Raw genomic sequence first — 14,203 nt, 5'->3', positions numbered from 1 at the left:
GGCACCCGTTCGGTCTATGAGGCCGCTGCTATCGGCCAAGCCGCAAGCGCAAAGAACTCTCTGGACAGGTGAAATGGATTCATCATTCTGAATGGAGTGCACAGCCGGGGAATCGCATGCTGGGATCGAACCTGCCGCTCCGCGCGCTCGTGGTGTTCGAGGCATCGGCTCGGCTGGGCAGTTTCCGGGCGGCGGCCGACGAACTCGGCCTGACCCCATCGGCGGTCAGCCACCAGGTTCGGGCGCTGGAAGCGGCTCTGGGAGTGGACCTGTTCGAGCGGGTCGGGCGCGGGGTGACGCTGTCGCAGGACGGCGGGAACCTGTTCACAGGAATTCGCGACGGCTTCGAGTTGTTGAAGCGGGCGGTGGACGCGACGCGACGCCGCCGCAGCGGCCGGATGCTACAGGTCGTCCGGCTCCAGACCCCACCGTCGTTCGCGAGCCGCTGGCTGCTGCCGCGGCTGCCGGCCCTGCTGGCGGCGCATCCCGGGATCGACATTCGGGTGAACGCCGACAAGGACCAGCGGCCGAATACTCCGGGCGTCGACCTCGCCATTGTCTATGGCGATGCGCGCGCCTGGAGCACCCGGGCGACCCGCTTGCTCGACGAGACCATCCAGCCGCTGTGCGCACCACCGCTGGCCGACGGCATCCACGGCCCAACCGACCTGCTGTCCCGCCCGCTGATCGGCACCCGCGGCAATGCGCTGACGTGGCGGACCTGGTTCCGTCGGCAGGGGATCGACTTCGAGCGCACGGGCGCGGCGGCGATGGAACTCGATCCGTCCGATGTCGCGATCGAGGCGGCGGCTAAGGGGCTGGGTATCGTGCTGGAGAGCAGCGTGCTGACCGAGGACGAGATGCGAGAGGGCCAACTGGTGTCGCCGCTTCCGGGATTTGCGATCAGCGGGCCGGCGTATTGGCTGTTGCCTTCGGCGGCGGGCGACGGGCAGGCCGGGGCGGACCTGGTTCGTACCTGGCTGCTGGAACGCGCCGCTGCCGAGGGGTCATCGACACGGTATTCCTGAAGGCAGTCCCTTTCGGCATAATCCATCGCTGCGAGTGATGGAGGATGTCATGGACGCATCGGATCTGCGCATGTTCGAGGCGGTGGCCCGCCTGGGTGGCATCAGCCGCGCTGCGATCGAATTGAACACCGTGCAGTCCAATGTCACCGCGCGGATCAGGACGCTTGAGGCGGGTTTGGGCGAGCCGCTGTTCCAGCGGCACAGCCGCGGCGTCACGCTTACGGATGCCGGCCAACGGTTGCTGCCCTACGCGCATCGGGTAGTCGCATTGCTCGCCGAAGCGATCGCGGCGGTGCGCGACGACGGCACGCCGCGCGGTCCGCTGGTCATTGGCTCGCTCGAGACCACGGCGGCCCTCCGGCTGTCGCCGGTGCTGGCGTCCTACGTCGCCGCCTATCCTGACGTCGACCTGACGCTGAGGCCCGGTACGACGGCGGAACTCGTCGACGACGTAATGCAGCGCCGGGTCGAGGGCGCGTTCGTGTGCGGTCCGGTCGAGCACCCGGAGATCGATGAGGAGGTCGTGTTCCACGAGGACCTTGCCGTGCTGACCGGACCGGCCGTGCCGTCGCTGGGTGCGCTTTCCGGCCGTACCGGTCTACGGATCGTGGTGCTGCGTGCCGGCTGTTCATACCGCCAGCGGCTGGAAGCGGTCCTGGCGGCCCGCGGTCTGGTCGACTACCGGATGATGGAGTTCGGAACGCTGGAGGCGGTATTCGGGGCGGTGGCTGCGGGGCTGGGCGTGACGCTGTTGCCGCGCAGCCTGATCGGTCCGGTCTGGCGGGATGGCCGGGTCGCCGTGCACGACCTGCCGCCGGCCGAAAGCCGGGTCGAGACCGTGTTCATCCGACGCAGGGACGCCAGGCGGTCCAGCGCACTCGGCGCTTTCCTGGACCAGGTCCGGCCGGGCATCCATGCAGCCGCGGCGGAATGACAAAGACATCTCATTTTAAGATGAATGGCATCTCTATGTTTCATTTTTCCCGATGTTGCGGTGAGACTAGCTTTTGACCCTGGTGCGCCGCATTGCGCGAAGGGAGCAGGACGATGCCTTTTCGAACTCCTCTGATGGACAGCCTTGGGCTGGACCACCCGATCATCCAGGCACCGATGGCCGGTGGCGGTGACACGCCGGACCTGGTGGCGGCCGTCTCCCAGGCCGGCGGCATGGGCTTCTTCGGTGGCGCCTATCTGGCGCCTGACCAGATCGTCGAAGCCGGCCGGGCGATCCGGGCCAAAACCAACCGGCGGTTCGGCGTCAACCTGTTCGCGCCGCAGCCGGTTTCTGAACCGCCGATCGATCCGCGCCGGGCTGTGGAGCGGGTTGCGCCGTTCTTCGCCGAGCTTGGCCTGGAAGCACCGAGCCCGCCGGTGCCGGCGGTCGATCCGTTCGAGGACCGATTGGCGGCGGCCCTGGAGTCCGGCGCTTCGGCGTTCAGTTTCACCCTCGGCGTGCTGCCGGCCTTTGCGGTTCAGGCGGTCAAGGCTAAGGGGATGATGCTGATCGGCACCGCGACGACGGTCGACGAGGCGGTCGCCCTGGAGCACTCCGGTGTCGACGCGATCGTGGCCCAAGGCGGTGAGGCGGGCGGGCACCGCGGCACGTTCCTGGGTGACCTGACGGCCGGCGTGGTCGGCACCATGGCGTTGGTGCCGCAAGTGCTGGATGCGGTGTCGATCCCGGTCATCGCGTCGGGCGGGATCATGGACGGCCGAGGCATTGCGGCATCGCTGGTGCTCGGTGCGGAAGCTGTCCAGATGGGAACGGCGTTCCTGACGTGCGGCGAGGCCGGGGTTCCCGATGCCTACAAGGCGGCGATCCACGCCGCGACGGAGAGCCGGACCCGGGTGACCCGGGCGTTCTCCGGTCGGCCGGCACGCGGTATCGTCAACCGGTTCATGGAAACGGTGGAGGCAGGCGCCAGCGGCGACGATATCCTGGCGTTCCCTCTGCAGAACACCCTGACGCGTCCGATGCGCACGGCGGCGGGCAAGCAGGGCAAGGCCGACTATCTGTCGCTGTGGGCCGGGCAGGGTGTCCGGATGGCGCGCCGGATGACGGCGTCGGACTTGATGACAGTTCTGGTGGCAGAGACCGATACGGCGCTGGCGCGAACCGCGGCGCGCTGATCGGGGGTATCGGCGACCGGGTTCGCTGCCTATTCTGTGGGCATGAGCGAAGCGCCCGCCTCCGACCTCCCTGCAAAGACCGTCTCTGTGACCCGGCGTCGTGGGCGGGTTGGCGAACGCAATCGCCGGGAGATCCTGTCGGCCGCGGAACGCGTGTTCGCGCGCCGCGGCTATCGCGGCGCCCGGCTGGACGAGATCGCCGAGGAGGTGGCCCTGCCAAAGGCCAACCTGCTCTACTACTTCAAGACCAAGGAAGCACTGTACCAGGCGGTGATCGCCGACATCCTGGATGTCTGGCTCGGCGCGTTGGGTGAGATCAAGGTCGATGACGACCCCGCGCAAGCGCTGACCGGCTACATCGAACGCAAGATGGCGCTGTCGAAGGAGCGGCCGGAAGCCTCGCGGGTGTTCGCCATGGAGGTGATCACCGGCGCTCCGGTGATCGGGGCGTACCTGCAGGGCTATCTGCGCGAGTGGGTGGAGCGGCAGGGCGCGGTGTTCCGCACCTGGCAGCGCCGCGGCATGATGGCGGACCTCCCGCCGGAGCATGTGTTCTTCACGATCTGGGCAGTGACCCAGACCTATGCCGATTTCGCACCCCAGGTCACGGCGGTCCTGGGCGTCGACCGGCTGGACGACGGCGAATTCCGCGATGCCGTTGAGACGGTGACGGCGATCATCCTAAGGGGGCTGGGGGTGCCGGTCCCGTCATCCGCGGCGGTGGCACCGGCGCGTCAGATTTGACCACCTGATCGGCGGTCCGTGTGCTAAAGGGCGGGCCAAGACCGTTTGCCGGTACCGGCCGGCGACGGCACGCTGTTCCGACTGAGAGAGGCCGTGCTCATGACGCACCCCAACACGGTTGTCGTCGATCATCCGCTGATCCGCCACAAGCTGACGATCATGCGCGAGGCGACGACGGCAACGTCGAAGTTCCGCCAGTTGCTGCAGGAAATCAGCCTGCTGCTGGCCTATGAGGTCCTGCGCGACCTCGAGGTCTCGATGATCGAGATTCAGACCCCGCTCGAGACGATGATGGCGCCGAAACTGGAGGGCAAGAAGCTGTGCTTCGTGTCGATCCTGCGCGCCGGAAACGGCCTGCTGGATGGAATGCTGGACCTGGTTCCGTCGGCCCGGGTCGGGCACGTCGGACTGTACCGCGATCCGAAGTCGCTGAAGCCGGTCGAGTACTACATGAAGCTGCCGGAACAGATCGGCGACCGGCTGTGCATTGCGGTCGACCCGATGCTGGCGACCGGCAACTCAGCCGCCGCCGCCGTGCAGCGCCTGAAGGACGCCGGGGCGACGCGCATCAAGTTCGTCTGCCTGCTGGCGGCGCCGGAGGGGATTGCCGCATTCAACGCGGCTCACCCCGACGTTCCGATCTATACCGCGGCCGTGGATCGTCAGTTGAACGACCACGGCTACATCCTGCCGGGCCTCGGCGATGCCGGCGACCGGATGTACGGCACCAAGTAGGTCAGGCGATCACGCGACGCGGCTGCCGGCGGAACGCGGCGGCGGCCGCGACGGCGAGACCCGCAGCCAGCACCCACCAGGCCGGTCGGATGCCGATGGCAGTATCGAAGTGTGCCTGGACGACGCTCCAGGCCGGCGCGCGGTAAACCCAGGCGATGCCGACCGTTTCGCCCAGCGCGGTGAGCACTCCCGCAGCGACCGCCAAGGCGACCAGCCCCGGGATGCCAGGGTCGCCGATCCGGCTGCGCCACAGGCGGTACGCCATCAGCCAGACGAGCAGCCCGCTGAACAGGATCGGTTGGGTGATGTCCGCCTTGATCTGCATGAAGAAGTGAACGAGCGCCAGTACCGCGATCGGATAGGTCAACCGGTGCAGAAGCTGCCAGCGCTTGCCGCCGAGCCGACGCACCATGCCGTCGGTTGACGTCGCGGCGAGCGCGCCGAGTCCCAGCAGCGCGGCAAGGCCGATCGCCAGGTAGATCCGCAGCACGATCTCGCTGGACACCTTCAGCAGATCCCACGCCTGTTCTCCGGCATAGAGCACTAGATGAAGCATGGCGGCGGTGAACGCGGCGACGCCGATCATCCGTCGCACGCCGATCAAGCCGTTCCAGCGCAAAGCCCGGCGCAGTGGGGTGACGGCCAGCGACGCCATCAGGAACATGACTGTCCACCAGCCCACCCGATGGATCGCGAGATTCCAGGGGCGCGGGCCGAGCTGGCCGGTCGCAGCGTCGAGGGCCAGCAGCGCGGCGGGCGTCAGCAACGCCAGGAAAACGACGAGCACGAGGAAGGAGAACCGGCCGGCGCCATCGGTCCACGGCAGGTAGACGCGCCATGAGGATCGCCTTGGCCCGCCCGGGCGGATCGTGCTGGTCGCTGTTGGCATGCCGGCTCCCTGGTGTTGTTCCGTCATTGCAATGCACGCTCGATGCCTGAGGTTTCGATCCGCCCGCAAAACCGCCAGTCAACCTGCGTCATGCCCGCGTATTGTGCACTGCAAAATGGCGAACTGTGCACCGGGTCGACCTGGAGTGGCGACAGACCGCGGGATTCCCAGGGGTGTGCCTGATGGACTCGATCTTGCTAATGTAGCGGGTCCGCGCAGGCGGGCATCAAGCGGTCCGCTTCTTCAACCGATTGGTCGGGGGAGCCGGACGGGCGCATCAATGCAGGAGGATTTCGGGGATGGCTTGGACACGCAACACAGTGGCGTCCGCCGTCGTGGGCGCCACGCTCGCGCTGGCGAGCGGACCGGCGCTGGCGGTCGACTGGATCATGGCTTCGGGGTATTCGGAGGACAACTTCCATACCAAGAATATCCGGGCTTTCATCGACGAAGTGGGGAAGACCACCAGCGTCAAGATCAATCTCAATTCGAATGACTCGCTGATCAAGCTCGACGCCATCAAGACGGCGGTACAGCGCGGTCATGTGCCGATCGGGGAGTTGAGGCTCGGCGTCTACGGCAACGAGGATCCGATGTACATCCTCGCGGGGCTGCCGTTCATCGCCTCGAACTATGCCGAAGCCTGGCTGCTGAAAGACCTTCAGAAAAGTTACTTTGCCGACAAGTTCGCCAAGGACGGCATGCGGATTCTGTACTACGCGCCATGGCCGGGGCAGGGCTTCTACACGAAGTTCCCGGTGAACTCGACCGAGGACTTCAAGGCCAAGAAGCTGCGGATCTACTCGATCGCTACCCAGAAGATGGGCGAGATGCTCGGGTTCAACGCCACCATCCTGCCGTTTGCCGAGGTGCCGCAGGCGTTCTCGACCGGCTTGATCGAGGCGCTGTTCACCAGCCCGCAGACCGGCATCGACATCCAGGCGTGGGATAACACCAGCCATTTCACCTATGCCGGTGCCATCCTGTCGAAGAACGCGGTGATCGTCAGCGAACGCTACTTCTCGGCGCTGTCGGATGCCGACAAGGCCGGAATCCTGGCGGCCGCGGCGAAGGCCGAGCTTCGCGGCTGGGAGATGAGCGCGCAGACCACCTCCGACCAGATGAAGATCCTGGCGAAGAACGGCATGACCACGTCGAACGCGCCGCCGCAGGTCATCGATGCCATGAAGAAGATCGGTGCGGTGATGATGGACGATTGGCGCAAGACCGCGAGCCCGGAAGCGGCCGCGGTCCTCGACCGCTACCTCGCACTGCAGTGATCGCATGAAACGTACCCGGCCGCCGAACGGCGGCCGGGGTTCTTTCACATTCCAGCACCGAGGCGGCCCGTGCGACGCGCGCTTGATACTCTCTATCTGTGGAGCGGCTATGCGGCCGCGGTGTTCCTGGTGGCGATCGCCGCCACGGTGGTGGCCCAGATCGTCGGCCGGTTCTTCGGCGTTGCGGTCGACTCGACCGAAAGCGCCGGGTTCAGCATGGCTGCTGCGACGTTTCTGGGACTGGCGCACACCTTCAAGCAGGGTGCGCATATCCGTGTGAACCTGCTGATCGGCCTGTCCAAGGGGCGGGTTCGTCAGGGGGTCGAGCTCTGGACGATCGGTTTCATGTTCGCCGCGATGGCCTACTTCACCTACTGGGCCGGCGACCTTGTCTACTACTCCTACGTTTTCCATGAGATCAGCCCCGGCCTGTTGGCGGTGCCGTTCTGGATTCCACGTTCCGCCATGGCGGTCGGCTCGTTCATCCTGACGGTGGCACTGCTCGACGAATTCGTGCGGGTGTTGTCCGGTGCGACGCCGTCCTATGAGGCCAACGCCGAGACCGTGTTGGGCAACACGCCGTCGGATGCCGGTGCGCCGGCGGGAGGCTCGTGATGGACGCCGGCGCAATTTCCCTTCTGCTGTTCGGCGTCATGCTGGTGCTGCTGGCGAGCGGGTTGTGGGTGGCTCCCGCCCTGCTGGCCGTGGGCTTCGTGGCGCTGGAGTTCTTCTCGCCGGCGCCGGCGGGGTCGCTGCTGGCCAGCACCGTGTGGGATGCCAGCTGGAACTGGGCACTGACCGCGCTGCCGCTGTTCGTGTGGATGGGCGAGATTCTGTTCAGAACGAGGCTGTCGTCCGACATGTTCAACGGTCTGGCACCTTGGCTGGCGCGGCTGCCGGGCGGGCTGTTCCATGTGAACATCATCGGGTGCGGCGTGATGGCGGCAGTGGCCGGATCGAGTGCGGTCACCTGCGCCACCGTCGGCCGGATGAGCATTCCCGAGCTGAAGAAGCGCGGGTACGATGAAGGCCTGTCGATCGGCACGCTCGCCGGTTCCGGCACGCTGGGCCTGCTGATACCGCCGTCGATCATGCTGATCGTCTATGGCGTCATCGCCCAGCAGTCGATATCGCGCATGTTCATTGCCGGCGTGCTGCCGGGCATTGTGATCATCGCGATCTTCATGGGTTACGTGATGATCCGCACGACGCTCGATCCGTCGTTGGCGCCCAAGGACGACGTACGAGTCAGTTTCCGGGAGAAGGTGTGGGCGTCGCGCCTGCTGATCCCGGTGATCCTGCTGATCTTCGTGGTGATCGGGTCGATCTACGGCGGGTATGCAACGCCGACCGAGGCGGCGACCATCGGGGTGCTCGGAGCCCTGGTGTTGGCCTGGGTGTCGAAGTCGCTCACCTGGGGCTCGTTCATGGAAAGCCTGATGGGCGCGGTCCGCACCTCCTGCATGATCGCCTTCATCCTGGGTGGCGCGGCGTTCCTGTCGATCGCCATGGGCTTCACCGGCGTACCACGGGTGCTGGCGGGCTACGTGGATTCGTTCGACCTTTCACCGACGATGCTGCTTGTCGTGCTGACGATTCTGTACATCTTCCTCGGCTGCTTCCTTGATGGCGTGTCGATGATGGTGCTGACCGCCGCGGTGGTGCTGCCGATGGTGCAGGCGGCGGGCATCGACCTGGTGTGGTTCGGCATCTTCACGGTGATCGTCGTGGAGATGGCGCAGATAACGCCGCCGGTCGGATTCAACCTGTTCGTCCTCCAAGGCATGACCGGGCGCGACATCCTGCAGGTCACCCGCGCGGCCATGCCGTTCTTCTTCCTGATGCTGTTGGGCATTGTGGTTATCACGGTGTTCCCGCAGCTCGTGCTGTGGCCGGTCGAGTGGATGGTGAGTTCACGATGACGGATGCGACAGAACGGCGGTCGATCAGGCTGATCAACCCGAACTCGGACAGTCGGGCGACCGAACGCATGCTGGTCGCCGCGCGGGCGGCGGCACCGGACTGGCTGCGGATCGACGGGTCGACCACGGCGGCGTCGCCGCGATTGATCGTCGACGATTCCGGGAGCGCATTGGCGACGCGGGCGGTGATCGATGATTCCAACCGCACCACGGATCACGGCGACGGGGTGATCCTGTCGGCGTTCGTCGATCCGGGCATCGACCACATGCGGCAGCGGCTGGGTGTGCCGGTCGTGGGCATCGGCGAGTCCTCGATGCGCGAAGCGGCGGCGATCGGGCGGTTCGCGGTGCTGATGACCACGCCCGGCCTGATCGACTGCGTACGCCGCTACGCAACCGCTCTTGGCCTGACCGAACGTCTGGTGGCGATCCCGGGCACGACCGAGGATCCGCAAACCCTCATGGCCGATGCCGATCGACTGGTCGCGGCGCTGGACGAACTGATCCGACGCACGGTGCGCGACGATGGCGCCGAGGCGGTGGTGGTCGGCGGCGGGCCGCTGGCCGACGCCGCGCGGACACTGGCGCCGACCTCCCCTGTGCCGTTGATCGAACCGGTGCCGGCTGCCGTGCGGCGCATGGTGGCGGCCCTGTCGCGCGGTGACGCAGCGTGACCGGCGGGCGTGATCTCCTGGGTTATGGCGATCAGCGACCCGATCCGAACTGGCCGGCCGATGCGCGGCTGGCCCTCTCGTTCGTGATCAATGTCGAGGAGGGCGCCGAGCTGTCGGTCAGCCTCGGCGACGAGCGCAACGAGGCGGTCTACGAGGTGGTCGAGGAGGTCACTGGCGCTCCCGACCCCTGCAAGGACAGCCATTTCGACTACGGTACCCGCGCCGGCTATTGGCGGATCATGGAACTGTTCGATCGCTACGACATGCCGGCGACCATGAACTGCTGCGCCCGGGCGCTGGAGCTGTCGCCCTGGCTCGGCCCGGATGCACGCGCTCGCGGCCACGAGATCTCCTGCCATTCCTACCGGTGGGAACGGCACGCCGGAATGGATGAGGTGCATGAGAAATCCGTGATCGACCGGGCGGTATCAGCCATACGCGATTCGGCCGGGGTGCGGCCCGTGGGTTGGCACACCCGGTCGGCGCCGAGCCCGAACACGCGGCGCCTGCTGGTCGAGGAGGGGGGCTTCCTATACGACAGCGACCACTACAACGACGACCTGCCGTTCATCCTCCCGGTCGGTGATCGGCCGCACGTGGTTCTGCCCTACGCCTTCGACACCAACGACATGCGTTTTCAGCGCCAAGGTGGCTTCACCCACGCCGACGATTTCGCGCGCTACTGCATCGACGCCATCGACTGGTTGTGGGAGGAGGCCGGCCGCCGCGGCCCGTCCATGATGTCGATCGGCCTGCATCTGCGGATCATCGGCCGGCCGGCGCGCATTGCCGGTCTGGAGATGGTCATGGCTCACATCCGAAAGCGCGGACAGATCTGGGTGACCCGCCGCGACGCCATTGCGCATCACTGGCGTTCGCTGAACGGCTTGCCGGAATGGAGGGGTGTGGACTAACCCCGCCACGGTGCGGATGATCGACAGGAGCAGGCGCACCGCCAAGGTGTCTGCGCTCAAGGAGATCGAAACGTGAATCCGGACTATCCCCGCGACATGATCGGCTACGGCCGCACCCCGCCCCAGGCGGCGTGGCCGAACGGCGCCAAGCTCGCCCTGCAGTTCGTGATCAACTACGAGGAGGGCGCCGAGAACACCATCCTTGACGGCGATCCGGCGTCTGAGGCGTTCCTGTCGGAGATCGTCGGCGCCCAGCCACTGGTCGGCAAGCGCAACATGAACATGGAATCGATCTATGAGTACGGATCGCGCGCCGGGTTCTGGCGGCTGTGGCGTACGTTCACGTCACGCAAGCTGCCGGTCACCGTCTACGGGGTGACGGCGGCGCTGGTGCGCAACCCCGAGGCGGTAGCCGCCATGAAGGAGGCCGACTGGGAGATCGCCAGCCACGCCTTGCGCTGGATCGACTATCAGGACATGCCGGTCGACGAAGAGCGGCGCCAACTGCACGAGGCGATCCGCCTGCACACCGAGGCCACCGGCAGCCGGCCGCTTGGCTGGTACACCGGCAGGATCAGCCCGCAGACCCGGCAGTTGGTCATGGACGAGGGCGGCTTCCTCTACGACAGCGACAGCTACGCCGACGACCTGCCGTACTGGGTCGTCGGGCCGAAGGGGCCGCATCTGGTGATCCCGTACACGTTGGACGCCAATGACATGCGGTTCGCCACAGCCCAGGGCTTCAATAGCGGTGACCAGTTCTTCAGCTACCTGAAGGACAGTTTCGACGTGTTGCGTGCAGAGGGTGCCGAGACGCCGAAGATGATGAACGTCGGCCTGCATTGCCGGCTGGTCGGCCGTCCGGGCCGGACGGCGGCGCTTGCGCGGTTCCTCGACTACGCTGCCGGCTTCGACGACGTCTGGATCTGCCGGCGGATCGACATCGCCCGGCACTGGCACACCCACCACAGGCCCACATGATGGCGGATTCAATCCAGATTCGTTCGATGACCGCAGCAGAGGTCGACCTCGCCGTCGACTGGGCCGCTGCGGAAGGCTGGAACCCGGGTCTCGCCGACGCGGCGTGTTTCCGCGCCGAGGACGCGGGCGGTTTCCTGATGGCATTCCTCGACGGCGAGCCGGCAGCGGCCATCTCGGTCATCAGCTACGGCGCCTCGTTCGGCTTTCTCGGTTTCTACATCTGCCGGCCGGATCTTCGCGGGCGTGGCATCGGCTACCGGCTTTGGCAGGCCGGCATGGCACGCCTGGGCGACCGGGTGGTTGGCCTGGACGGGGTGGTCGACCAGCAGGACAATTACCGCAGGTCCGGCTTCGAATTCGCGTACCGCAACATTCGCCAGAGCGGTCTGCCGGCGGTGGAGAAGCCGGACGACGGCAGGCTGGTTCGCATTGGTCCGGCGCTGACGGATGCGGTGATTGCCTACGACCGGCCGTTCTTTCCGGCGCCGCGGGACAAGTTCCTGCAGTGCTGGCTGAACGGCGATACCCGCACCGGCTGGACGCTGCTGGAGGAGGGCCGCATCACTGGGTACGGGGTGGTGCGGGCATGCCGGGACGGCGCCAAGATCGGCCCGCTGTTCGCCGACGATGCCGATCGTGCCGACCTGTTGTTCCGGCAGCTGGTCGCCTCGATGCCCGGCGTGACGGTTGCCCTGGACACGCCGGAACCGAATGCCGATGCGGTTGCGCTCGCGCGCCGCTATGGTCTGACGCCGGTGTTCGAGACCGCCCGCATGTACCGGGGGCGGGCGCCGGAGCTGCCGCTGTCGAAGCTGTTCGGCGTCACCACATTCGAGCTTGGATAAGGAAGTCATCGCATGCCTGCCAGCCGTCCCTCCGATGCCGTCATCGGGCCTATTGCCGAGGCGATCGATGCCGGCTGGACCAAACAGGTCGGGTTCCTGCGCGCCCTGGTCCGGCAGCCGTCCGACAATCCGCCGGGAGACTGCTCGTCCCACGCCGAGGTTACGGCCGGTCTGCTGGAAGAGCTGGGTTTCACGGTAGAGCGCCATGCGGTGCCGGCCGAGGTGGTGCGCACCGCCGGGATGGTCTCGTGCACCAATCTGATTGTGCGCCGGCGGTTCGGCGACGGCCCCGTCGTCGCGCTGAACGCTCATGGCGACGTGGTGCCGCCGGGCGACGGCTGGACGCATGACCCGTATGGCGGCGAAGTGATCGACGGGGTGATGTACGGCCGTGGCGTTGCCGTCTCGAAGTCCGACTTCGCGACCTACGCCTTCGCGCTTCTGGCACTTGAGGCGATTGCCGGCCGGTTGTCCGGGACGGTCGAACTGCACCTGACCTATGACGAGGAGACCGGTGGCGGAATCGGCCCGGCGTGGATCCTTGGCCAGGGGCTGAGTCAACCGGACTACGCGATCAGCGCCGGGTTCAGCCACGCGGTGGTGACAGCCCACAATGGCTGCCTGCACCTGGAGGTGACGGTTCGCGGCCGGTCGGCCCACGCCGCGAAGCCGGATGAGGGTGCGGATGCGATCGAGGCGATGACCGCGGTGCTGCAGGCCCTGTACGCCGAGCGGCGCGACTTTCCACAGCGGGTATCGAAGATCCCCGGGATCGGCCATCCGAACCTGACGGTCGGCCTGGTCAACGGCGGCATCAACACCAACGTTGTGCCGGATCGCTGCACGGTCCGGCTCGACCGGCGGATGACGCCGGAGGAAGACCCGGCGGCGGTCGAGGCCGGCCTTCGGGCCGTGATCGAGGCGGCGGTCGCCGGGCGAGCGGGGATCAATGTCGAAATCAATCGGGTGCTGCTGGCGTCGCCGCTGCGCCGCCTGGATGGAGCGGAGAGGCTGATCGACCCGGTGCAGCACCACGCACGGCGACTGCTCGGCGAGGAGGTTCCGGTCGAGGGCGTGCCGCTGTACACCGACGCCCGGCTGTACGCCGAAGCTGGCGTGCCGACCATCGGCTACGGCGCCGGGCCGCGCACCTTCCTGGACGCCAACGGCCACCGCGCGGACGAGCGGCTGGTGCTGTCCGACCTGAGGGTCGCTACCGAAGTGGTCGCCCTGGCGGTGGCGGAAGTCCTGGCGACGCCCTGATCAGCGCCCGGCCGGTCGGTTCAGGACAGGCTGGTTACCGGCAGCAGAGCGCCGTGTATCGCGCTGGCATCATCGGACGCCAGGAACGCCACGACGGCGGCCAGCTGTGCCGGACTGACCCATTTCGTCGGTTCGACGTCTGGCATCGCCTCGCGGTTGGCCGGCGTGTCCAGAACGGTCGGCAGGACGCAGTTCACGTTGATGCCATGGCCGCGAAGTTCGGCGGCAGCACTCTCCGTCACTCGCATCACGGCTGACTTCGCGGCGCAATAGGCGGCCATGCCGGGCACGCCCTTGAGCGCTGCGTGGGCACCGACCGTCACGATCTTGCCGGATCGGGCGGCAATCATCGACGGCGTTACCGCTGCCAGCAGTGGGGTCAGCGTGCCGAGGTTCAGCGTGTGCATCCGATCCCAGTCCGCGGCCGAGGTTTCATGCGCGGCAGGTCCCATGGCGAATCCACCGGCCAGAGCGCAGGCGACACTGATGGTCCCTAGACGGTCGCCGGCGGTGTCGATCGCGCCCCTTACCGCGGCGCGGTCGGTCAGGTCGACCGGAACGACGAGATGCGTCCCGGGCAGGGACTTTTCCAGCTCGGAGAGGCTCGGAGAGTCGCGGTCAAGCAAGACCAGCGAGGCGCCCTCCGCGGCAAACCGGGTGGCGACCGCTCGACCGAGATTGCCGGCCGCACCGGAGATGGCGACGATTGAGTGAGCGAAACGGGTCATGTGACCTCCGGCTTCAGTCGGTACGGACAATCATGAAAGTCACGGCACATGGAGATCTGTCAAACCAGAA

At 66.8% G+C, this 14,203-nt stretch carries 15 protein-coding genes; 13 read left to right on the top strand and 2 right to left on the bottom strand.

Annotated features, from left to right (window positions below; all coding sequences use genetic code 11):
• The first annotated feature begins 116 nt into the window (after nt 1–116).
• From RIC54_RS02210 to upp, 5 genes are all read left to right on the top strand, one after another.
• Nucleotides 117–1,028, top strand: a complete 912-nt coding sequence (locus RIC54_RS02210) for a LysR substrate-binding domain-containing protein (RefSeq protein WP_350095547.1) — start codon at nt 117–119, stop codon at nt 1,026–1,028.
• Between the two features lie 49 nt (nt 1,029–1,077).
• A complete protein-coding gene (locus RIC54_RS02205) occupies nt 1,078–1,962 on the top strand; it encodes a LysR substrate-binding domain-containing protein (RefSeq protein WP_350095544.1) in 885 nt (294 codons plus the stop codon).
• A 113-nt stretch (nt 1,963–2,075) separates the two neighbouring features.
• Entirely contained in the window at nt 2,076–3,158 is a 1,083-nt protein-coding gene (locus tag RIC54_RS02200; RefSeq protein WP_350095541.1) for an NAD(P)H-dependent flavin oxidoreductase, read from the top strand.
• 87 nt (nt 3,159–3,245) lie between these two features.
• Nucleotides 3,246–3,902, top strand: coding sequence for a TetR/AcrR family transcriptional regulator (locus RIC54_RS02195; protein ID WP_350095538.1), 657 nt, complete (start codon nt 3,246–3,248; stop codon nt 3,900–3,902).
• A gap of 99 nt (nt 3,903–4,001) precedes the next feature.
• Nucleotides 4,002–4,637: a uracil phosphoribosyltransferase gene (gene upp / locus RIC54_RS02190; RefSeq protein WP_350095535.1), complete on the top strand. Its 636-nt coding sequence runs from the start codon at nt 4,002–4,004 to the stop codon at nt 4,635–4,637.
• Between the two features lies 1 nt (nt 4,638).
• Here upp and msrQ read toward each other — a convergent pair whose 3' ends face one another.
• Nucleotides 4,639–5,526: a protein-methionine-sulfoxide reductase heme-binding subunit MsrQ gene (msrQ, locus tag RIC54_RS02185; RefSeq protein ID WP_350095532.1), complete on the bottom strand. Its 888-nt coding sequence runs from the start codon at nt 5,524–5,526 to the stop codon at nt 4,639–4,641.
• A 299-nt stretch (nt 5,527–5,825) separates the two neighbouring features.
• On the opposite strand from msrQ, the gene RIC54_RS02180 reads away from it, so the two are divergent.
• The 8 genes from RIC54_RS02180 to RIC54_RS02145 all read left to right on the top strand — a co-directional run bounded on the left by RIC54_RS02180 (nt 5,826) and on the right by RIC54_RS02145 (nt 13,405).
• Nucleotides 5,826–6,806: a TRAP transporter substrate-binding protein gene (locus RIC54_RS02180; RefSeq protein WP_350150468.1), complete on the top strand. Its 981-nt coding sequence runs from the start codon at nt 5,826–5,828 to the stop codon at nt 6,804–6,806.
• 69 nt (nt 6,807–6,875) lie between these two features.
• Nucleotides 6,876–7,421: a TRAP transporter small permease gene (locus RIC54_RS02175; RefSeq protein ID WP_350095526.1), complete on the top strand. Its 546-nt coding sequence runs from the start codon at nt 6,876–6,878 to the stop codon at nt 7,419–7,421.
• Nucleotides 7,421–8,728, top strand: coding sequence for a TRAP transporter large permease (locus tag RIC54_RS02170; protein ID WP_350095523.1), 1,308 nt, complete (start codon nt 7,421–7,423; stop codon nt 8,726–8,728). Before RIC54_RS02175 ends, RIC54_RS02170 begins: the two co-directional genes overlap by 1 nt.
• The gene (locus RIC54_RS02165; protein WP_350095520.1) at nt 8,725–9,402 is read left to right on the top strand and encodes an aspartate/glutamate racemase family protein; all 678 of its coding nucleotides are present in this window, start codon (nt 8,725–8,727) and stop codon (nt 9,400–9,402) included. The genes RIC54_RS02170 and RIC54_RS02165 overlap by 4 nt, the downstream gene beginning before the upstream one ends.
• A complete protein-coding gene (locus tag RIC54_RS02160) occupies nt 9,399–10,316 on the top strand; it encodes a polysaccharide deacetylase family protein (protein ID WP_350095517.1) in 918 nt (305 codons plus the stop codon). The genes RIC54_RS02165 and RIC54_RS02160 overlap by 4 nt, the downstream gene beginning before the upstream one ends.
• Before the next feature lie 72 nt (nt 10,317–10,388).
• Nucleotides 10,389–11,297, top strand: coding sequence for an allantoinase PuuE (gene puuE / locus RIC54_RS02155; RefSeq protein ID WP_502990164.1), 909 nt, complete (start codon nt 10,389–10,391; stop codon nt 11,295–11,297).
• Nucleotides 11,298–11,323: 26 nt separating this feature from the next.
• Nucleotides 11,324–12,142 carry a GNAT family N-acetyltransferase gene (locus RIC54_RS02150; protein ID WP_350095514.1) on the top strand — a complete coding sequence of 273 codons (819 nt, stop codon included), beginning with the start codon at nt 11,324–11,326 and terminating at the stop codon, nt 12,140–12,142.
• 12 nt (nt 12,143–12,154) lie between these two features.
• A complete protein-coding gene (locus RIC54_RS02145) occupies nt 12,155–13,405 on the top strand; it encodes a M20/M25/M40 family metallo-hydrolase (protein WP_350095511.1) in 1,251 nt (416 codons plus the stop codon).
• A 20-nt stretch (nt 13,406–13,425) separates the two neighbouring features.
• Here the strand turns inward: RIC54_RS02145 and RIC54_RS02140 are convergent, their stop codons facing one another.
• Complete coding sequence (locus tag RIC54_RS02140) at nt 13,426–14,133, bottom strand: SDR family oxidoreductase (protein WP_350095508.1); 708 nt, start codon at nt 14,131–14,133, stop codon at nt 13,426–13,428.
• Nucleotides 14,134–14,203: the final 70 nt, after the last annotated feature.

It is taken from the genome of Thalassobaculum sp. (assembly GCF_040219215.1).
Classification (GTDB): Bacteria; Pseudomonadota; Alphaproteobacteria; order Thalassobaculales; family Thalassobaculaceae; genus Thalassobaculum_A.
This window is presented reverse-complemented; position numbering and strand designations above follow the sequence as displayed.

Excerpts from the sequence above, each read along its gene's own strand:
- RIC54_RS02210 (WP_350095547.1), top strand. The coding sequence starts at position 117 with ATGCTGGGATCGAACCTGCCGCTCCGCGCGCTCGTGGTGTTCGAGGCA.
- RIC54_RS02205 (WP_350095544.1), top strand. The coding sequence starts at position 1,078 with ATGGACGCATCGGATCTGCGCATGTTCGAGGCGGTGGCCCGCCTGGGT.
- RIC54_RS02200 (WP_350095541.1), top strand. The coding sequence starts at position 2,076 with ATGCCTTTTCGAACTCCTCTGATGGACAGCCTTGGGCTGGACCACCCG.
- upp (WP_350095535.1), top strand. The coding sequence starts at position 4,002 with ATGACGCACCCCAACACGGTTGTCGTCGATCATCCGCTGATCCGCCAC.
- msrQ (WP_350095532.1), bottom strand. The coding sequence starts at position 5,526 with ATGCCAACAGCGACCAGCACGATCCGCCCGGGCGGGCCAAGGCGATCC.
- RIC54_RS02180 (WP_350150468.1), top strand. The coding sequence starts at position 5,826 with ATGGCTTGGACACGCAACACAGTGGCGTCCGCCGTCGTGGGCGCCACG.
- RIC54_RS02170 (WP_350095523.1), top strand. The coding sequence starts at position 7,421 with ATGGACGCCGGCGCAATTTCCCTTCTGCTGTTCGGCGTCATGCTGGTG.
- RIC54_RS02165 (WP_350095520.1), top strand. The coding sequence starts at position 8,725 with ATGACGGATGCGACAGAACGGCGGTCGATCAGGCTGATCAACCCGAAC.
- RIC54_RS02150 (WP_350095514.1), top strand. The coding sequence starts at position 11,324 with ATGACCGCAGCAGAGGTCGACCTCGCCGTCGACTGGGCCGCTGCGGAA.
- RIC54_RS02145 (WP_350095511.1), top strand. The coding sequence starts at position 12,155 with ATGCCTGCCAGCCGTCCCTCCGATGCCGTCATCGGGCCTATTGCCGAG.
- RIC54_RS02140 (WP_350095508.1), bottom strand. The coding sequence starts at position 14,133 with ATGACCCGTTTCGCTCACTCAATCGTCGCCATCTCCGGTGCGGCCGGC.